Here is an 18713-nt window from a genome sequence, read left to right as displayed (position 1 = left end):
CACGCGCCGCCCTCTGACAGGCCGCTCCCTGCCGATGTCTCAGCCGCCGGTCCCCGGGGACGGCCGGAGCACCACGGCGCCGGGTCCGGCGAGGTGGATCGTCCCGTCGGCCCCCAGCGTCATCTCGCCGAAGGCGGCGAGCACCTGCTCCGCGCGGGGCCCTGCCGCGAGCGGGCCGGGACCGCGATGTGCGAGCACGGCGAGCGCGCCGCGCCGGAGCAGGACCGTCTCCTCGGCCAGCACCTCCACCCGGGTGCGCCGCAGCGAGGGGTCGTGGAGGTCCTCCTCGGCATGGCGCAGCGCGATCAGCTCCCGGTACCAGCGCAGCATCGAGGCATGTCCCGCCTGCTCCCGTTCCTCCCAGCGCAGGATCGAGGACTCGAAGGTGGAGCGCAGCTGCGGATCGGGGACCTGATCGCCCCAGCCCATCGCCGCGAACTCCTCCACCCGGCCCGCGCTCACCAGCGCTCCGAGCTCCTCGTCGTGCGCGGTGAAGTACGTGTACGGCGTCGACGCCGCCCATTCCTCGCCCTGGAAGAGCATCGGCGTGCCGGGCCCCAGCAGGATCAGCGCGATCGCGGCGGCGTGGCGGCCGGGATCGATCCCGTGATGGATCCGGTCGCCGGCGGCCCGGTTGCCCACCTGGTCGTGGTCCTGGAGGAAGGTGACGAAGGAGTGGGCGTCGTACTCCGCGGAGTCGGGATCCACCGGTGCTCCCCAGGCCCGTCCCCGGAAGCTCGACCAGGTGCCGGCGTGGAGGAAGACCCGCTCGAGCACGACGGCGAGAGCCTCGGCGCTGCCGAAGTCGCCGTAGTACCCGTCGCGCTCGCCGGTGATCCAGGCATGGACGCCGTGGTGGACGTCGTCGGCCCACTGCATGTCCATGCCGAGCCCGCCGCGGGAGGTGGGGGTGACCGTGGCGGGCTGGTTGCGATCGGACTCCGCGATGAGCGCGAGCGGCCTGCCCGTCTCCGTCTCCCAGCTCGACACCGCATCGGCCAGCTCGGCGAGGAAGGGGCGCTCGGAGTCGTCGCGCAGCTCGTGGACCGCGTCCAGGCGCAGCCCGTCCACCCCCATGTCCACCAGCCAGTGGCGGGCGCTGCCCAGCAGGAAGTCGCGCACCTGGCGGGAGCCGGGCTGGTCGAGGTTGATCGCCGACCCCCAGGGGGTCTGATGCCGCTCGGTGAAGTACGGACCGAACATGCCCAGGTAGTTGCCGGAGGGCCCGAGGTGGTTGTGCACCACGTCGAGCACCACGGCGATCCCGTGCCGGTGGGAGGCGTCCACGAAGCGGGCCAGCGCCTGCGGCCCGCCATAGGCGGCGTGGACCGCGTACAGGCCGACGCCGTCATATCCCCACCCGCGATCCCCGGGGAAAGGGGCCACCGGCATCAGCTCCACGGCGTCGACCCCGAGGTCGACCAGCTCGTCGAGCCGCTCGATCGCCGAGTCGAAGGTGCCGCCGCGGCCGTCGGGCCCGGGCGTGAAGGTGCCCACGTGCAGCTCGTACAGGACCCGTCCCCGGAGGTCGCGACCGTCCCAGGGCGCGGTCGGCCGCAGCAGCGAGGGGTCGACGACCTCGCTGTCCGCATGGACTCCGTCGGGCTGCGACAGCGACCGGGGATCGGGCAGCCAGAGGTCCCCGCCGTCGAGGCGGAAGGCGTAGCGTGCGCCGGGCTCGGCGGGGACCTCCGGCAGCATGAACCAGCCGTCCCCGACCACCCGCATCTCGTGCTCGGTCCCGTCGATCCGCAGGGTGACCTGCTGTGCCGCAGGAGCCCAGAGCTCGTAGCCGCGCTCGTCGTGCGCGTCGACCGGGCGGGAGCTCATCGCGCGTCCTCCTCGTCCCGGATGCGCACCAGCAGGGCGACCGGCCCGTCGCCGAGGAGGTCCTGGAGGGAGGCGCGACCGCCCTCGGTCTCGGCGCCGCTGAGGCTGTCCCGCCAGCGCCCCGGCGGCAGGGCGATCCAGGCGTCGCCCCAGCCTCCCCGCTGGGCGAGGCCGTGGGCGAGCCGGGTGACCACCGTGATCACCTCGATCGGACCCTCGCCCTCCGCACGGCCGAACGCGAGGGCGTGGCCGGTCGTGGTGGGCAGCGGATGGTAGGCGGCGTCCCGGCCCTGGAAGAGCTCGGGGCGGTTGCGACGGAGCACCAGGGCACGATGGGTCAGCCACAGCTTCTCGTCGGCGATGCCCTCCGGGCCCGCGCCCTCGATCATCCGGGTCAGCCGCTCCTCATGGGCGGCGTGGTCGACCTCGCGGCGGTTGTCCGGGTCCACGAGGGAGAGGTCCACCGACTCGTTGCCCTGGTACACGTCCGGGACCCCCGGCATGGTCAGCTGCACCAGCTTCTGGCCGAGGATCGCGCTGCGCTGGGCGGCGAGGGTGCGGCGCGTCCAGTCGGAGAGGATCTCGTCGACCTCTGCGGAGCAGAGGGCGGCCCGGCCCAGGTCCAGGACCTGCTGCTCGTAGTCGGAGTCCTGCTCGGTCCAGGTGGTGCGGCTCTTCGCCTCCCGCATCGCCTTGAGCAGGTACCCGTCCAGCCGCTCCGCGGTCAGCGGCGCCACCGGGGCGCCCGGCAGGGTCCAGCAGGCGGCCAGGATCTGCCACAGCAGCAGGTCGACGGCGCCGTCCACCTGGTCTCCGCGGTGGTCGGCGGTCGCCCGCTCGAGGTCCTGGACGACCACGGCCCACTCGAGCGGCTGCTCGGTGAGCACGGCGAGCCGGGCGCGCACGTCCTCGCTGCGCTTGGTGTCGTGGGTGGACAGGGTGGTCATCGCATCGGGCCGGGTGCGGACCATCGACAGCGCGTGATCGTGCAGCTCGTCAGGGTCCACGCCGATGCGGTCCGGATCCGCGCCCACCTCGTTCACGGCGAGGAAGCGCGCGTAGCGGTAGAAGGCGGTGTCCTCGAGGCCCTTGGCGTGCACGGGGCCGCAGGTCTGGGCGAAGCGCACCACCACCTCGTCCCGATCGGCGCTGCGGGTGCGGCCCGCGCTGCCCACCTCGTCGCCGCAGACCAGGGCGACCACGGTGCCGAGGGCCGCCGCGACGTCCTCGTCCTCGCCGAGCCTCGACCGGGCCCGATCGGCCGCCTGCTCGATGACCGCCCGCTCGGAGCCGGGTGCCGCCTCGCCCGGCACGATGTACGCGCGATAGCGGTCCATGGAGCCCAGCAGGGCGACGACCACCTTCTGGATGTTCCGTCGCGTGGTGTCGCGCAGGCGGATGTCGGCCTGGCAGATGCGGTGGAGCAGCGTGGTCAGGCGTTCGATCTCGGCCCAGAGGCTGGTCTGCACGACGAGGTCCGTGGACTCCTCGGCGACCTCCTCGAAGGGGCGGAGGTCGCCGGTGCGACGCTGCCACAGATGGGTCAGGCCGAGCGCCCCGTGCGGGTCGTGGAACAGTCCGCCCACCCGCCACAGCGCGTCGTAGCCGGTGGTCCCCGCGCAGGGGAAGTCCCCCGGCAGCTGCTCGTCGCCGTGCAGGATCTTCTCCACGACGGTCCAGGCCCCGCCGGTCGCGCGCTCGAGGTCCCGCAGGTAGCCGCGCGGATCGGCCAGACCGTCCGGGTGGTCGATGCGGTAGCCGTCGATGATCCCTTCGCCCTGCAGGCGCAGCAGCGTCGCATGGGTCGCCTCGAAGACCTCCGGCAGCTCCACCCGGATCGCGGCGAGGGTGTCGACGTCGAAGAAGCGTCGGTAGTTCAGCTCGTCATCGGCGACCTTCCAGGAGGCGAGGCGGTACCACTGCCGGTCCAGCAGGTCGGCCAGGCCCAGGTGCTCGGTGCCGGCCGCGACCGGGAGCACGTGGTCGTAGTAGCGCACCACGGTCTCGGTGCGGACGGTGCCGTCGGCCTGGGGGATCGGCTCCTGGCCCACGGTGATCTCGCCGTCGGCGAGGACCGCGCCGACGGAGCGGCCGAGCACCGGCACGAGGAGGGAGAGCTCGCCGGTGAGCTCCACGTCGAACCAGTCCGCGTACTCCGAGGCCGGCCCGTCCCGCAGCACCGACCACAGGGCGCGGTTGTGCCAGATCGGGGTGGGGATCGCCATGTGGTTGGGGACCACGTCGACGATCAGGCCCATGCCGTGCCCGTGGGCGGCATCGGCCAGTCGCCGCAGTGCCTCCTCGCCGCCGATCTCCTCGCCGATGCGCGTGTGGTCCACGACGTCGTACCCGTGGGTGGAGCCCGGTGCGGCCTGGAGCACGGGGGAGCAGAAGAGGTGGCCCACCCCGAGACGAGCGAGGTAGGGGACGATCCCCGCCGCGTCGTCGGCGGTGAATCCGGCGTGCAGCTGGAGGCGATAGGTGGAGGTCGGGACCGCTCGCAGGACGGGGAGGGTGCCGGTGGTGGTCGCGCTCTCGCGACGCGGGACGGGACGGTGGCCGGTATCGGTGCTCACAGGGCGATGCTCTCCTTCGTCGCACCCACGGGCCTCGATCGTGGTCCGGGGCGGGCCGCTCGGTCTCAGTCGGTCTCTTGCTGTCTCGGGTGGTCCTGGAGGGGAGCTTCCCAGGCGGGCCTCAGGCCCGGGTGGTCCGGGACCCGTCCTGCTCGGTGGCCTGTTCATCGCCCTCCGTCATGGGCGGCCGGGTCAGGATCAGCAGGGAATGGCCGGGGCGCTCCAGCGTGGTCCCGGCCTCGAGCGACTGACCGATGTCGATGGTGTCCCCGGTGCCGAGCTCGACCCGCCACTCGCGGCCGTGATCGGCCGGGGGCAGCGCGAAGTCGACCGGGTTGCCCGACGCGTTGAACATGACCAGCGCCGAGTCGTCCACGATGCGCTCGCCGCGGAGGTTGGGCTCGGGGATGGCGGAGCCGTTGAGGAACATGGTCAGGCACTTGTTCTGGGCGTCGTTCCAGTCCTCGTCCGTCATCGGTGCGCCGTCGGTGCCGAGCCACTCGACGTCCGGGAGGGAGGAGTCCGCGGTGTCCTGCGCCGCACCCTGCAGGAAGCGTCGCCGCCGGAAGATCGGGTGGTCGCGACGCAGGGAGATGACGCTCTGGGTGAACCAGAGCATGTCCATCTCGTAGGCGTCCAGCTCCCAATCCATCCAGGAGATCTCGTCGTCCTGGCAGTAGGTGTTGTTGTTGCCGTTCTGGGTGCGGCCCATCTCGTCGCCGTGCAGGATCATCGGCACGCCCTGGCTCAGCAGCAGCGTGGCCATGAGGTTCTTCGCCCGACGCAGGCGCAGGTCCCGCACGGCGGTGTCCTCGGTGGGGCCCTCGACGCCGGAGTTCCAGGAGCGGTTGTGGCTCTCGCCGTCCGTGCCGCCCTCGCCGTTGGCCTCGTTGTGGCGATCGTTGTAGGAGACCAGGTCCTTCAGGGTGAACCCGTCGTGGGCGGTGACGAAGTTGATCGAGGCGATCGGGGTGCGGCCGGTGTGCTGGTACAGGTCCGAGCTGCCGGCGAGGCGGGAGGTGAAGTCGCCGATCTTGCCGGGCTCGGAGCGGTGGAAGTCCCGCACGGTGTCGCGGTACTTGCCGTTCCACTCCGACCACAGCGGCGGGAAACCGCCCACCTGATAGCCGCCCTCACCGAGATCCCAGGGCTCGGCGATGAGCTTGACCTGGGAGATCACCGGATCCTGCTGGATGATGTCGAAGAAGGCGCTGAGCCGATCCACCTCGTGCAGCTCCCGCGCGAGCGTGGAGGCCAGGTCGAAGCGGAAGCCGTCCACGTGCATGTCGGTGACCCAGTACCGCAGCGAGTCCATGATCAGCTGCAGCACGTGCGGGGTGCGCATCAGCAGGGAGTTCCCGGTGCCCGTGGTGTCGTAGTAGTGCGCCCGGTCGTCCTCCACCAGGCGGTAGTACGCCGCGTTGTCGATGCCGCGGAAGCAGAGGGTGGGCCCCATCTGGTTGCCCTCGGCGGTGTGGTTGTAGACCACGTCGAGGATCACCTCGATGCCGGCCTCGTGGAGGTTCTTCACCATCTGCTTGAACTCCTGGACCTGCTGACCCAGCTGCCCGGCGTAGGAGTACTCGTTGTGCGGGGCGAAGAAGCCGATGGTGTTGTAGCCCCAGTAGTTGCGCATCCCCTTCTCGACCAGATGGCCGTCCTGGACGAACTGGTGCACCGGCATCAGCTCGATCGCGGTGATGCCCAGCTCGGTGAGGTGCTCGATGATCGCCGGGTGCCCCATCGCGACGTAGGTGCCGCGGATGTTCTCGTCGATGTCCGGGTGCAGCATCGTCAGGCCCTTCACATGGGCCTCGTAGATCACGGTGTCGTGATACTCGTGCGCCGGCGGATGGTCGTTGCCCCAGTCGAAGAAGGGGGAGACCACGACGGAGTGCATGGTGTGCTCGGCGGAGTCGTCGGTGTTGCGCTCCGCGGGGTCCTCGAAGTCGTAGCTGTAGAGCGAGGGATGGTTGCTCGCCATGCCCGCGATCGCCTTCGCGTACGGGTCCAGGAGCAGCTTGGAGGGGTCGCACCGGTGACCGGCGGCGGGGTCGTACGGGCCGTGCACCCGGTACCCGTAGCGCTGCCCGGGCTGGATCGCCGGCAGGTAGACGTGCCACACGAAGGCGTCCACCTCGGTGATCTCGACCCGCCGCTCGGCGCCCTGCTCATCGATGAGGCACAGCTCGACGCGCTCGGCCACCTCCGAGAACAGGGCGAAGTTGGTGCCCGAGCCGTCGAAGGTGGCACCCAGGGGGTAGGACTGTCCGGTCCAGATCTGCATGTGCTCAGAGTAGACGTCGCAGGGGACGGCGAGGCATCGGACGCCGGGGGCGCGTCACCGGCATGACGAAGGCCCCCTCGCTGCTGCGAGGGGGCCTTCTGTGGTGGGCGATACTGGGATCGAACCAGTGACCTCTTCCGTGTCAGGGAAGCGCGCTACCGCTGCGCCAATCGCCCGGTGCGTCCGAGGACGCGGGGAGTGTTGGAGCGGACGACCGGATTCGAACCGGCGACCCTCACCTTGGCAAGGTGATGCTCTACCAACTGAGCTACGTCCGCACATCGGCTGAGCCGACGAAGGAATACGATATGCGGCTCCGGCCTGCGGCGCAAATGCAGAGAGCCCGCAGTGGCCGAGGTCACCGCCGGGCCCTCCGACCGGGCAGCGGGCCCTGGGGAGGGCTCCCGGACGAGAGGTCCTCCGCCGAGGGTCATCGGGGGTCGAGACATCGACGGCGCTCGCCGGGATCCGGCCGTCCGGCGATCTCGCCGGCCCGGCCGCCCGACGGTTCGGCGGGGCCGGCGCATGCCTGTCGAGGGCGTGCCGGGGGAGCGGGTGCGAGAGGTGCAGCGGGAGGTCACTGCCGGGTTCTGTTCTCGCGTGACGGGATGCAGGTCACACCTGGCGCGTCGCGAGCACCCCTCGGCAGCGTGTAAGCTTCTTCGAGTCCGCTCGGAAGGGCGGATGGCGGAGATGTCCTTCATCTTCGGGCGATTGGCGCAGGGGTAGCGCGCTTCCTTCACACGGAAGAGGTCACTGGTTCGATCCCAGTATCGCCCACGGCAGGATCCTCGGATCCCTGTCCTGCGGACGTAGCTCAGTTGGTAGAGCATCACCTTGCCAAGGTGAGGGTCGCCGGTTCGAATCCGGTCGTCCGCTCCGAGGAGCGGCGCGCTCGACGACTCGTCGGGAGCGCCGTTTCCCATAGATGCTCCGGCATCTGTGGTGGGTTGGCCGAGAGGCGAGGCAACGGCCTGCAAAGCCGTGTACACGGGTTCGAATCCCGTACCCACCTCCGACGGCCCCTGACGGGCGCCGCCCGGGCGATTGGCGCAGCGGTAGCGCGCTTCCCTGACACGGAAGAGGTCACTGGTTCGATCCCAGTATCGCCCACCAGCAGTAGAAGGGCCCCGATCATCACGATCGGGGCCCTTCTGCATGGGGTGGTCCGCCGCCGATCGGTACGATGTCGGCCACCATCATCATGGGCAGGCTCGACGTCGAGCCTGCGATCAGGTCCGCACGGCGCCGTGCGGCACCCCGCAGACGCGCTCGAGGTCGTCATGAAATTCCTCCTCACCTCCTCCGGGGTCACCAACCCGAGAATCGAGAGCACGCTCGTGGACCTGCTCGGCAAGCCGATCTCCGAGGCCGCCGCGCTCTTCGTCCCGACCGGTCTCCACCCCTTCCCCGGGGGTGCCGGGAGCGCCTGGGACGCGATCGCCGGAGCGGGCGGCGACCGGGCGGCGGGCCTGGGATGGAAGTCCGTCGGGGTCCTCGAGCTCACGGCCCTGCCGAGCATCCGGCGGGAGAGCTGGGTGCCTGCGCTCCGCGAGGCCGACGTGCTCATCGTGTGGGGAGGGGACGTCCTCCACCTGTGCCACTGGATGAGGGAGTCGGGTCTCGCAGACCTCCTGCCGGAGCTGACCGGCACGGTGTACCTCGGGGTCAGTGCGGGCAGCATCGCTGTGACCCCGTACAACTGCGATGCCGAGTTCGACCGGGAGTTCGTGCCCGAGGGGGACGACAGGGGTCGTGACGCCGACCGCGCCCTGGGCCTCGTCGACGTCACGCCGTACCCGCATCTGGGCCATCCCTCGATGCCCGACGCCGCCCTCGAGGAGATCAGGCGCTGGGCGGCAGGGATCCCCGTGCCGACCTCTGCGATCGACGACGACACCGCACTGCGGATCGTCGACCACCAGGTCGAGGTCGTCTCCGAGGGCACCTGGGAGCTGTTCGAGCCGTGATGCGGCCATGGAGGAGAACGACGAGGGCCCCTGCCGTGCGGCAGGGGCCCTCGAGCGCTGTGGAAGCCGGCGGTGCCGGCTCAGCGGTGCGTGTCAGCTGCGAGGCGTGTCGTCGCCCGCGGGCGGGACGTCCTCGGTCGACGTCGAAGCGGCGGAGCCGGAGCGCGAGCGCTGGCGCGCCTCGTTCTCGTCATCCAGCTTCTTCGCATCGGCCGGGGTGACCTCGACGACCGTCTCCACCGTGCGGAGCTCGAAGGGCTCGCCGTCGTGACGGTCGATCGCCGTCTCCACGGAGTCCTCGAGGATGTGCCGCGCGAGGCGGTTGCGGATCATCAGCGGATCGCGGGAGAGATCCTTCCAGATCGCCACGCACAGCAGGAGCATGACGATCACGAAGGGCAGCGAGGCCACGATCGTGATGTTCTTCAGGCCGTTGAGCGCCGCGGCAGGGTCGCTGCCGCCGGCCAGCAGCATGATCGCCGCGACCGCGCCGGTGGCCACGCCCCAGAAGATGACGACCTTGCGGGTCGGCTCCTCGGCGCCCTTCTCGCTCAGACCGCCCATGACGATCGATGCCGAGTCGGCACCGGTCACGAAGAAGATGGCGATGAGCACCACGGTGAGGACCATGAGCGCCGCGAGCACGAAGCCCGGGAGGGGCAGGGCGCGCAGGGCGTCGAACAGGATCAGGTCGAAGTTGATGTCGGGGGCGCCGTCGACGATCTGGGAGAGCATCTTCGAGCTGTCCTCCGCGCGCTCGGCGCGCTCCTGCAGACCGATCGCGCCGCCGCCGAACACGGCGAACCACAGCAGCGAGACCACGGAGGGCACCAGCAGCACGCCGACGACGAACTGCCGGATGGTGCGGCCGCGGGAGATGCGGCCGATGAACAGGCCCACGAAGGGGCACCACGAGACCCACCAGGCCCAGTAGAAGATGGTCCAGGTGCTCATCCACTCGGACAGCGACTCGTCGCCGCCGGCGGCGGTGCGCGAGGCCATCTCGGGCAGGTCCCCGATGAAGCCGCCCACGGCGTTCGGGATCACGTTGAGGATGAAGAGCGTCGGCCCGCCGATGAAGACGATCAGGGCCAGGACCACCGCGAGCACCATGTTGATGTTCGAGAGGTACTGGATGCCGCGCTCGACGCCGGAGACCGCCGAGGCGACGAAGCAGGCGGTGAGGATCGCGATGATGATGACCAGCACGGGGGAGGTCACATCGGCCATGATGCCGACGGACTCGATGCCGCCGCCGATCTGCAGGGCGCCCAGGCCCAGCGAGCAGGCCGAGCCGAAGAGGGTCGCGAGGATCGCGAGGATGTTGATGACGCGGCCGCCTATGCTCTGGTTGACCCGCTCCCCGAAGAGGGAGGCGAACATCGAGGAGAACAGCTGCGAACGGCCCAGGCGGAAGGTGCCGTAGGCCATGCCCAGGCCGACGATCGCGTACATCGCCCACGGGTACAGGGTCCAGTGGAACAGGGTGGTGCCCATCGCGGTGGTCATCGCCTCGGGCGTCTGGCCCTCGACGGTGCCCGGCGGGGGAGACATGTAGAAGAAGAGCGGCTCGCCCACGCCGTAGAAGACGAGGCCGATGCCCATGCCGGTCGCGAACATCATCGAGATCCACGAGGCGGTCTTGAACTGGGGCTCCTCGCCGTCGCGTCCCAGAGGGATGCGGCCGAAGCGGGAGAAGGCCACGACGATGACGAAGACGGTGAACACCGTCGCCGCGATCACGTACAGCCAGCCGAAGTTGTCCATCACGCCGTTCAGGGCCCCGGTCGCGACGGCGCCGAGGCCGTTCGGGGAGATCAGGCCCCACACCACGAAGGCGATGGCGAGGATCCCGGCGGTCCCGAAGACCACCATGTCGAGTCCCGGCTTGTCACGCTTGCGCCGTCGAGGCTCCGCGCTGCGGAGGTCCTCGAGGAGGTCCTTGGTCGTCTGTGTGTTCTGACTCATGAAGACGCCCGGGACCGCCCGCTGCGGGACGGAGGAGGGCGCACTCCTTCCTGGGGAGGGGATGTCGTGCGGCATCAGGATAGCGATCCGACAATCCGGAGGTCCGGCGACGGTGCTCCGACCAGCCGCCCCGGGCGTCGATGTGCACGGACTCACCGCCGGATCGTGACGCACGGAACTCGACGGCGCGGGTCGGCCCCGTCGTCGGGCGGCGGATACCATCTGTCGTGGAGCCGGCATCGTCGGCCGGCTCGACCCGAACACAAGGAGCACCCCCGTGGCACAGATCGCCATCACCCTCGACGGATCACCCCAGCACATCGACGAGGGGACCACGGGCACCGAGCTCTTCGCCGGCACCGCCTCGACCATCGCCCTGCGCATCGACGGCGAGCTGCGGGACCTGGACACCGTGCTCGCGGCCGACCAGGTCGTCGAGGGCGTCGACATCTCGAGCCCCGACGGGCTCTCGATCCTCCGCCACAGCGCGGCCCACGTGCTCGCCCAGGCCGTCCAGAAGACGAACCCGGACGCGAAGCTCGGGATCGGCCCGCCGATCACCGACGGCTTCTACTACGACTTCGACGTCGCCGAGCCGTTCACCCCCGAGTCCCTCAAGGGCCTCGAGAAGGAGATGAACCGGATCATCAAGTCCGGTCAGCGCTTCGTGCGCCGGGAGATCACCGATGACGCCGCGCGCGCCGAGGAGTCGGCGGAGCCGTACAAGCTCGAGCTCATCGGTCTGAAGTCCACCGCGGGCGATGCTGCCGAGGGCGCGAGCGTCGAGGTCGGCGAGGGCGGCCTGTCCATGTACGACAACGTGGACAAGAAGGGCGAGACCGTCTGGACGGATCTCTGCCGCGGCCCGCACCTGCCCAGCACCAAGCTGATCGGCAACGGCTTCGCGCTGACCCGCTCGGCAGCGGCCTACTGGCGCGGCAGCGAGAAGAACCCGATGCTGCAGAGGGTCTACGGCACCGCCTGGCCCTCCAAGGAGGAGCTGCGCGCCCACCAGGAGCGCATCGCCGAGGCGGAGCGCCGCGATCACCGACGCCTGGGCAGCGAGCTGGACCTGTTCTCCTTCCCCGACGAGATCGGCTCCGGCCTGCCGGTGTTCCATCCCAAGGGCGCCATGATCAAGATGGAGATGGAGGAGTACTCGCGCCGTCGGCACATCGAGTCGGGCTACTCCTTCGTCTCCACCCCCCACATCACCAAGAAGAACCTCTTCGAGACCTCCAAGCACCTGGAGTGGTACGCGGAGGGCATGTACCCCCCGATGCACGTGGACGAGGAGGTGGACGCGGACGGCAACGTCACCAAGCAGGGTCAGGACTACTACCTCAAGCCCATGAACTGCCCGATGCACAACCTCGTCTACAGCTCCCGCGGCCGGTCGTACCGCGAGCTGCCGCTGCGGCTGTTCGAGTTCGGGCACGTCTACCGCTACGAGAAGTCCGGCGTGGTGCACGGCCTGACCCGCGCCCGCGGGTTCACCCAGGACGATGCGCACATCTACACCACCCGTGAGCAGATGAAGGAGGAGCTCGCCGGCCTCCTCGGCTTCGTGCTCGACCTGCTGCGCGACTACGGCCTGGAGGACTTCTACCTCGAGCTCTCCACCCGCGACCCGGAGAAGTCCGTCGGGGACGACTCCACCTGGGAGGAGGCGACCCGCACCCTCGAGGAGGTCGCCACCGCCTCCGGTCTCGAGCTGGTCCCGGATCCGGGCGGTGCCGCCTTCTACGGCCCGAAGATCTCCGTCCAGGCGAAGGACGCGATCGGCCGCACCTGGCAGCTCTCCACCATTCAGCTCGACTTCTTCGAGCCGGAGCTGTTCGAGCTGGAGTACACCGCCTCCGACGGCTCGCGCCAGCGCCCGGTGATGATCCACCGTGCGCTGTTCGGCTCGATCGAGCGGTTCTTCGGCGTGCTGCTCGAGCACTATGCGGGAGCGTTCCCGGTGTGGCTGTCGCCCGTGCAGGTGGTGGGCATCCCCGTCGCCGCCGAGTACGTGCCGTACCTCGAGGAGGTCGCTGCGAAGCTGCGTTCCCACGGCGTGCGGGTCGAGGTCGACGCCTCCGACGACCGGATGCAGAAGAAGATCCGCACCCACACCAAGGAGAAGGTGCCCTTCCTGCTCATCGCCGGCGGCGAGGACCAGGAGAAGGGCGCGGTGTCCTTCCGCATGCGCGACGGCAGCCAGGACAACGGCATCGACGTCGACGCGGCGGTCGATCGGATCGTCACCGCGATCCGCGACAAGGCGCAGGTGTGAGCTCGGATCCCGAGCCCGTCGTCGAGGACGCCCGCGGTCTCGCGGGCGTCCCCGACGACACCCAGCGCCTGTGGACCCCGCACCGGATGGCGTACATCGGCGGGGAGAACAAGCCGGAGGATCCGCACGACGACGAGCAGTGCCCCTTCTGCGCCGCACCGCGGCGCTCCGACGAGGACGCGCTGATCGTGCATCGCGGGACCGCCGCCTACGTGATCCTGAACCTGTACCCGTACAACTCCGGCCATCTCCTGGTGTGCCCCTTCCGTCACGTCTCGGACTACACCGAGCTGGACGAGGTGGAGGTCCTGGAGGTCGCCGAGCTCACCCGGACCGCGATGCGTGTGGTCCGGGAGGTCTCCCGACCGGCGGGTTTCAACCTCGGGATGAACCAGGGCGAGGTGGCCGGTGCGGGGATCGCCGCGCATCTGCACCAGCACGTGGTGCCCCGCTGGCCGGGGGACGCGAACTTCCTGCCGGTCGTCGGCCGCACCAAGGCCATCCCGATGCTCCTGGCCGATACGCGGGCGCTGTATGCCGACGCGTGGCCCTGAGCTAGCATGACCGAGGCCGACCGAGGCGGGTCCCGCAGGTGGTGCGGGGGCCGACGGGGGCCGTACCGACCGGGGGAGAGGCAGGACTGTCCGTGACGAGCACGACCGGGAGTCCGCCGCGCCCCGCACAGCAGCCGCCGTCCCGCTCCTCCGCCTCCGCAGGGCGCACCGCCGGGTCCCGCGGGCCCGCGGGGGACCCGTACGGCTACGACGTCGAGCGGGTCGACCCCTCGGCCCCGGGTCGGATCGGCGGGAGCAGCGCTCCGCGCCGGCGGCGCAGGCCCTGGGTGCGCTGGGTGCTGTTCGCCCTGTCCTTCCTGATGCTGGCCGCCTCCGCGGTCGCGCTCTACTTCTTCATCATCCTCCCGCTCGGCTTCGGGACCTCGCTGGTCGCCTTCACCACCGCGCTGGTCCCGGTCGCGATGATCTTCACGGCGGTCTGGTGGCTGGACCGCTACACCCCGCAGCCCCGGATGACGCTGGTCTACGCCTTCGCCTGGGGCGCCATCGGCTCCGTGCTGCTGACCTTCTTCTTCGGAGGGTTCTTCGACACCTGGATCTCCCCGGCGAAGGAGACGGAGGTCGTGGACACCTTCCTCGGCGCAGCGGTGCAGGCACCGGTGATCGAGGAGTCGATGAAGTCCGCGGGGCTGATCGGTCTGCTCATCTGGGGACGCCGATACATCGCCGGTCCGCTCGACGGCGTGGTCTATGCGGCGCTGATCGCCGGCGGCTTCGCCTTCACCGAGAACATCCTGTACTTCGCCCGCTCGTTCCACGAAGCCCAGGCCGGGGGAGAGGTCGCCGTCTTCTGGCAGACCTTCTTCCTGCGCGGCGTTCTCTCGCCCTTCGCCCACGTCTCCTTCACCGCGCTGTGCGGACTGGGCCTGGGCATCGCCGCCGAGCGGCGCAGCCTGATGCTGAGCTTCGGGCTCGGCATCGGCGGCCTCTCGCTGGGCATGGTGCTGCACGCGCTGTGGAACGGCTCGACCTTCTTCCTCCCCGTGGATCCCGAGGCCCCGCTGGGCGGCTTCCTGCGCTACTACGCCAGCGTGCAGGTCCCGATCTTCCTGCTCCTGGTGGGCATCGTGCTCTTCCTGCGGCTGCGCGAGAAGCGGATCCTGCGCCGTCAGCTCTCCGAGTACGGCCGCGCCGGCTGGTTCTCCCCGGACGAGGTGGAGCTGCTGGTCTCGATGCGCCGGCGCGGTCGCACCGAGGCCTGGGCGGCGCGGCACGGTGCCGTGGCCAGGATGGGGATGCGGAATCTGATCCGCACCGCGGTCGCGCTCGGCATGGAGCGGCACAGCGTGCTGTTCGCGCGGCCGACGACGAAGACCCGGGCCCGCGAGCGCGAGCTGCTGGAGCAGCTCACCTCGGACCGGAGGCTGATCGGCGCGCTCACCGAGCCCGTCGTCCGCGGCTGAGCGGGACTGCGCGACTTCTGGCGGCCCCGTCCTCCTGCCCGCGATGCGTCGGTCGTCCGGATCGACCCTCCGCCTGCCTCTAGAATGGGTCGGCAATCCGCCGAGACGGCGGCAGAGTAGGGAGGAGCAAGATGTCCGGGCACTCTAAGTGGGCGACCACGAAGCACAAGAAGGCCGTCATCGATGCCAAGCGGGGCAAGCTGTTCGCCAAGCTGGTCAAGAACATCGAGGTCGCGGCCCGCATGGGCGGCCCCGATCCGGCCGGCAACCCCACCCTCTACGACGCCATCCAGAAGGCGAAGAAGACCTCGGTCCCCAACGACAACATCGATCGCGCCGTCAAGCGCGGCGGCGGGCTCGACGGCGGCGGCGTGGACTACGAGACGCTCATGTACGAGGGCTATGCCCCCGGCGGCGTCGCCGTGCTCGTCGAGTGCCTGACCGACAACAAGAACCGTGCGGTCTCCGAGGTGCGTCTGGCCTTCAACCGCGGCGGCGGCAACATGGCCGACTCCGGATCGGTGTCCTACCTGTTCGAGCGCAAGGGCATCGTGGTGGTCCCCAAGGGCGACCACACCGAGGACGACCTGCTCGAGGTCGTGCTCGACGCCGGTGCCGAGGAGATCAACGACGAGGGCGAGACCTTCGAGATCCTCTCCGGGGCCACCGACGTGGTCGCCGTGCGCACCGCCCTGCAGGAGGCCGGCATCGACTACGACAGCGCCGAGGCGCAGTTCGTGCCGACCATGCGCACCCCTGTCGATCTGGACGGAGCCCGCAAGGCCCTGAACCTCATCGAGACCCTCGAGGACAGCGACGACGTGCAGAACGTCTACTCCAACCTCGACATCCCCGAGGACGTCGCGGCACAGCTGGCGGACGCGGAGTGATCCCCCTGGACGGCGCGGCGGTCACGGCCGGCTCCGCGCCGTCCGTCCTGAGGTGCGGGCGATGAGCACGCTGCGCGTGCTCGGGGTCGACCCGGGCCTCACCCGATGCGGCATCGGCGTGGTCGATGCGCTGGGCGGCCGGCGAGCCCGGCTGATCCACGCCGGTGTGCTGGTCTCCGACGGCGATCAGCCCCTGGACCAGCGCCTGCTCACCATCGCCCGGGGGCTGCGCGCAGCCCTCGAGGAGTTCGCTCCCGACACCGTCGCCGTCGAGCGGGTGTTCAGCCAGAACAACATCTCCACGGTGATGGGCACCGCGCAGGTCTCCGGCATCGCACTGCTCGAGGCGGCGGAGCGGGGCATCCCCACCGCGCTGCACACCCCCTCGGAGGTCAAGGCCGCCGTGACCGGGAGCGGCCGGGCCGACAAGAAGCAGATCCAGGCGATGCTGATCCGGCTGCTGGGCCTGGATGCCGCCCCGCAGCCCGCGGACGCCTCCGATGCGGTCGCGATCGCCCTGACCCAGCTGTGGCGCGGCCCGGGACCCGTGGCGCTCGATGCCAGCGGCGGCGCGCGCACCAGCGCCCAGGCGGTCTGGGCCCGTGCGGAGCGCGAGGCCCGACGCGCCCGGGAACGCTCCACCTCCCGACACTGATCGAACAGGTGTTCTAGGCTGGGAGCGTGATCGCATCCCTGACCGGGCGGGTAGCCCGCATCGACCTGGACTCCCTCGTGCTCGAGGTCGGTGGCATCGGCTACCTCGTCCGCACCACGCCCCAGGCGCTCTCCGCCACCCGCCACGGGTCCGAGCTGACGCTGCACACCGAGCTGGTGGTGCGCGAGGACTCCCTGACCCTCTACGGCTTCCCGCACGCCGAGGAGGCGGAGACCTTCCGCATCGTCCAGTCCGTCTCCGGCATCGGCCCCCGCACCGCCCTCGCGGTGCTCGCGGTGCTCGACCCCGAGGAGCTCCGCCGCGCGGTCGCCGAGCAGGACGCCAAGGCGATCACGCGCACTCCCGGCATCGGTCCGAAGGTCGCCAGCCGCATGCTCCTCGAGCTCGGAGGCAAGCTGCCCGCCCCCTCGGGGTCGCTCGGCACGGAGTCCTCGCCCTCGACGGCCGGGCCCGCGGGTCCCGATGCCGACGTGGTCGACGCCCTCGTGGGCCTCGGCTGGGCGGAGAAGGCGGCGGTCGGCGCCGTGGAGTCCGCCCGCACCGGTGACGGTGCGGATCTCGGTGCCGCCGAGCTGCTGCGCCGTGCCCTGCGAGACCTCGGCGGCCATCGATGACCGAGCCCGAATCGCTGACCAGTCCCGAGGCCGTGCCGCCGGAGCGGACGGCCGAGGCGGCGCTGCGCCCGCGTCGGCTGGACGAGTTCGTGGGCCAGCAGGTCGTGCGCGACCAGCTCTCGCTGGTGCTGGATGCCGCTTCCGCACGCGGCCGCACCCCGGAGCACGTGCTCCTCTCGGGTCCGCCCGGCCTCGGCAAGACCACCCTCGCCATGATCATCGCCGCCGAGCTGAACGCTCCGCTGCGCATCACCTCCGGGCCGGCGATCCAGCACGCGGGCGATCTGGCCGCGATCCTCTCCTCGCTCGACGAGGGGGAGGTCCTGTTCATCGACGAGATCCATCGCCTGGCGCGACCCGCCGAGGAGATGCTCTACATCGCGATGGAGGACTTCCGCGTCGATGTGGTGGTCGGCAAGGGCGTGGGGGCGACGTCCATCCCGCTGGACCTGCCGCCCTTCACCGTCGTCGGCGCGACCACCCGGGCGGGCCTGCTCCCCGCTCCGCTCCGGGACCGCTTCGGCTTCATCGGCCACCTCGACTTCTACGACGCCGCCGAGCTGAGGGAGGTCGTCCAGCGCTCCGCGCAGCGGCTCGACGTCGACCTGGACGAGTCCGCGGCGGTCGAGATCTCCACGCGCTCGCGCGGCACGCCGCGCATCGCCAACCGCCTGCTGCGACGGGTCCGGGACTGGGCGCAGGTGCGCGGCAGCGGGGCGCTCGATCTGGCCGCGGCGAAGGAGGCCCTGCGCGTCTACGAGGTCGACGATCGCGGACTGGACCGGCTGGATCGGGCCGTGCTCTCCGCTCTGTGCGGGCGCTTCTCCGGGGGACCGGTGGGCCTGTCCACCCTGGCCGTCGCCGTGGGGGAGGAGATCGAGACGGTCGAGACGATGGTCGAGCCCTACCTGGTGCGAGAGGGCTTCCTGCTCCGCACCCCGCGGGGACGGGCGGCAGCGCCGGCGGCTTGGACGCACCTGGGGCTGGCTCCGCCGGAGGGCCCCGAGGGGGTCGCGCCCATGCTCGGCCGCTTCTGACCTGGGCTCTGACCCGTGCTCGGGCGAGGAGCGTGATCGTCGCATCACCCTGAGAGGCCCGTCAGGACTCGGCGGGTACAGTAGGGCGGTCACTCGTCCGCGGCAGGACCTGAGCCGTGCATACGCACCGCGAGGGGCTGTCCGCCGAAAGGAACTCCGTGGAATCGCTCCTCCCTCTCCTGCTCATCTTCGCCGTCATGATGCTGCCCCTGCTGTTCATGTCGAACCGGCAGAAGAAGGCCCAGCAGAAGCAGCTCGAACTGGTGCGCCAGCTGGGCGTCGGCGACGAGGTCCGCACGCACTCGGGGTTCTTCGGCCTGATCGTCGAGGCCTATGACGATGTCGTGGTCCTCGAGAGCGAGGACGGCTCGCAGTCCAAGTGGGCCCGTCAGGCGATCGCCCAGCAGGCCGTCGCCGAGGACGCCGCCGAGGAGGAGGGCGAGCAGACCGAGCAGGAGCCCTCCTCCGAGGACGAGGTGCCCGGCGTGACGGTCACCGAGACCGCTACCGCCGACGAGGCCGCCCGGCGCGATCGCGACTGATCACCGGGGCCCGGTGCCCCGCAGCGGCCGTCCGCAGTCGCACCTCTCCGCACCATCCGCCGTCCTG

At 70.5% G+C, this 18713-nt stretch carries 13 protein-coding genes and 6 tRNA genes; 13 read left to right on the top strand and 6 right to left on the bottom strand.

Annotated elements, in window-relative coordinates; genetic code table 11:
* Positions 1-39 precede the first annotated feature (39 nt).
* From treZ to CFK41_RS10025, 5 genes are all read right to left on the bottom strand, one after another.
* Positions 40-1830 carry a malto-oligosyltrehalose trehalohydrolase gene (treZ, locus tag CFK41_RS10045; protein ID WP_096799528.1) on the bottom strand — a complete coding sequence of 597 codons (1791 nt, stop codon included), beginning with the start codon at positions 1828-1830 and terminating at the stop codon, positions 40-42.
* On the bottom strand, positions 1827-4406 hold the full coding sequence (gene treY, locus CFK41_RS10040) for a malto-oligosyltrehalose synthase (RefSeq protein ID WP_096799527.1): 2580 nt from the start codon (positions 4404-4406) through the stop codon (positions 1827-1829). The genes treZ and treY overlap by 4 nt, the downstream gene beginning before the upstream one ends.
* 121 nt (positions 4407-4527) lie before the next feature.
* Positions 4528-6693, bottom strand: a complete 2166-nt coding sequence (gene glgX, locus CFK41_RS10035; RefSeq protein WP_096799526.1) for a glycogen debranching protein GlgX — start codon at positions 6691-6693, stop codon at positions 4528-4530.
* 101 nt (positions 6694-6794) lie between these two features.
* Positions 6795-6869, bottom strand: a tRNA-Val gene (locus tag CFK41_RS10030).
* A 26-nt stretch (positions 6870-6895) separates the two neighbouring features.
* A tRNA-Gly gene (locus CFK41_RS10025) sits at positions 6896-6971 on the bottom strand.
* Positions 6972-7401: 430 nt separating this feature from the next.
* On the opposite strand from CFK41_RS10025, the gene CFK41_RS10020 reads away from it, so the two are divergent.
* The 5 genes from CFK41_RS10020 (at position 7402) to CFK41_RS10000 (ending at position 8663) form a co-directional block, all read left to right on the top strand.
* Positions 7402-7473, top strand: a tRNA-Val gene (locus CFK41_RS10020).
* Between the two features lie 26 nt (positions 7474-7499).
* Positions 7500-7572: transfer RNA gene (locus CFK41_RS10015), tRNA-Gly, on the top strand.
* Positions 7573-7637: 65 nt separating this feature from the next.
* A tRNA-Cys gene (locus CFK41_RS10010) sits at positions 7638-7708 on the top strand.
* Positions 7709-7734: 26 nt separating this feature from the next.
* Positions 7735-7809: transfer RNA gene (locus tag CFK41_RS10005), tRNA-Val, on the top strand.
* A 167-nt stretch (positions 7810-7976) separates the two neighbouring features.
* Entirely contained in the window at positions 7977-8663 is a 687-nt protein-coding gene (locus tag CFK41_RS10000; protein WP_151904726.1) for a Type 1 glutamine amidotransferase-like domain-containing protein, read from the top strand.
* Positions 8664-8756: 93 nt separating this feature from the next.
* Here the strand turns inward: CFK41_RS10000 and CFK41_RS09995 are convergent, their stop codons facing one another.
* On the bottom strand, positions 8757-10631 hold the full coding sequence (locus CFK41_RS09995) for a BCCT family transporter (RefSeq protein ID WP_096799524.1): 1875 nt from the start codon (positions 10629-10631) through the stop codon (positions 8757-8759).
* Positions 10632-10908: 277 nt separating this feature from the next.
* Between CFK41_RS09995 and thrS the strand changes: the two genes are divergently transcribed.
* The 8 genes from thrS to yajC all read left to right on the top strand — a co-directional run bounded on the left by thrS (position 10909) and on the right by yajC (position 18646).
* Positions 10909-12909, top strand: a complete 2001-nt coding sequence (gene thrS, locus CFK41_RS09990; protein WP_096799523.1) for a threonine--tRNA ligase — start codon at positions 10909-10911, stop codon at positions 12907-12909.
* Positions 12906-13463 (top strand): HIT family protein, encoded by a 558-nt coding sequence (locus CFK41_RS09985; RefSeq protein WP_096799522.1) that lies wholly within the window; start codon positions 12906-12908, stop codon positions 13461-13463. The genes thrS and CFK41_RS09985 overlap by 4 nt, the downstream gene beginning before the upstream one ends.
* Positions 13464-13555: 92 nt before the next feature.
* On the top strand, positions 13556-14887 hold the full coding sequence (locus tag CFK41_RS09980) for a PrsW family intramembrane metalloprotease (RefSeq protein ID WP_096799521.1): 1332 nt from the start codon (positions 13556-13558) through the stop codon (positions 14885-14887).
* A 131-nt stretch (positions 14888-15018) separates the two neighbouring features.
* Positions 15019-15777, top strand: a complete 759-nt coding sequence (locus CFK41_RS09975; RefSeq protein ID WP_096799520.1) for a YebC/PmpR family DNA-binding transcriptional regulator — start codon at positions 15019-15021, stop codon at positions 15775-15777.
* Positions 15778-15838: 61 nt separating this feature from the next.
* Positions 15839-16432, top strand: coding sequence for a crossover junction endodeoxyribonuclease RuvC (gene ruvC, locus CFK41_RS09970; protein ID WP_096799519.1), 594 nt, complete (start codon positions 15839-15841; stop codon positions 16430-16432).
* A gap of 26 nt (positions 16433-16458) precedes the next feature.
* Positions 16459-17067 (top strand): Holliday junction branch migration protein RuvA, encoded by a 609-nt coding sequence (ruvA, locus tag CFK41_RS09965; protein ID WP_096799518.1) that lies wholly within the window; start codon positions 16459-16461, stop codon positions 17065-17067.
* Positions 17064-18104, top strand: coding sequence for a Holliday junction branch migration DNA helicase RuvB (gene ruvB, locus CFK41_RS09960; RefSeq protein ID WP_096799517.1), 1041 nt, complete (start codon positions 17064-17066; stop codon positions 18102-18104). The genes ruvA and ruvB overlap by 4 nt, the downstream gene beginning before the upstream one ends.
* Positions 18105-18262: 158 nt before the next feature.
* A complete protein-coding gene (gene yajC, locus CFK41_RS09955) occupies positions 18263-18646 on the top strand; it encodes a preprotein translocase subunit YajC (RefSeq protein WP_227873033.1) in 384 nt (127 codons plus the stop codon).
* Positions 18647-18713: the final 67 nt, after the last annotated feature.

It is taken from the genome of Brachybacterium ginsengisoli, assembly GCF_002407065.1.
GTDB classification, from domain to species: Bacteria; Actinomycetota; Actinomycetes; order Actinomycetales; family Dermabacteraceae; genus Brachybacterium; species Brachybacterium ginsengisoli.
This window is presented reverse-complemented; position numbering and strand designations above follow the sequence as displayed.

Excerpts from the sequence above, each read along its gene's own strand:
- ruvB (WP_096799517.1), top strand. The coding sequence starts at position 17,064 with ATGACCGAGCCCGAATCGCTGACCAGTCCCGAGGCCGTGCCGCCGGAG.
- CFK41_RS09975 (WP_096799520.1), top strand. The coding sequence starts at position 15,019 with ATGTCCGGGCACTCTAAGTGGGCGACCACGAAGCACAAGAAGGCCGTC.
- CFK41_RS09995 (WP_096799524.1), bottom strand. The coding sequence starts at position 10,631 with ATGAGTCAGAACACACAGACGACCAAGGACCTCCTCGAGGACCTCCGC.
- CFK41_RS10000 (WP_151904726.1), top strand. The coding sequence starts at position 7,977 with ATGAAATTCCTCCTCACCTCCTCCGGGGTCACCAACCCGAGAATCGAG.
- ruvC (WP_096799519.1), top strand. The coding sequence starts at position 15,839 with ATGAGCACGCTGCGCGTGCTCGGGGTCGACCCGGGCCTCACCCGATGC.
- treZ (WP_096799528.1), bottom strand. The coding sequence starts at position 1,830 with ATGAGCTCCCGCCCGGTCGACGCGCACGACGAGCGCGGCTACGAGCTC.
- glgX (WP_096799526.1), bottom strand. The coding sequence starts at position 6,693 with ATGCAGATCTGGACCGGACAGTCCTACCCCCTGGGTGCCACCTTCGAC.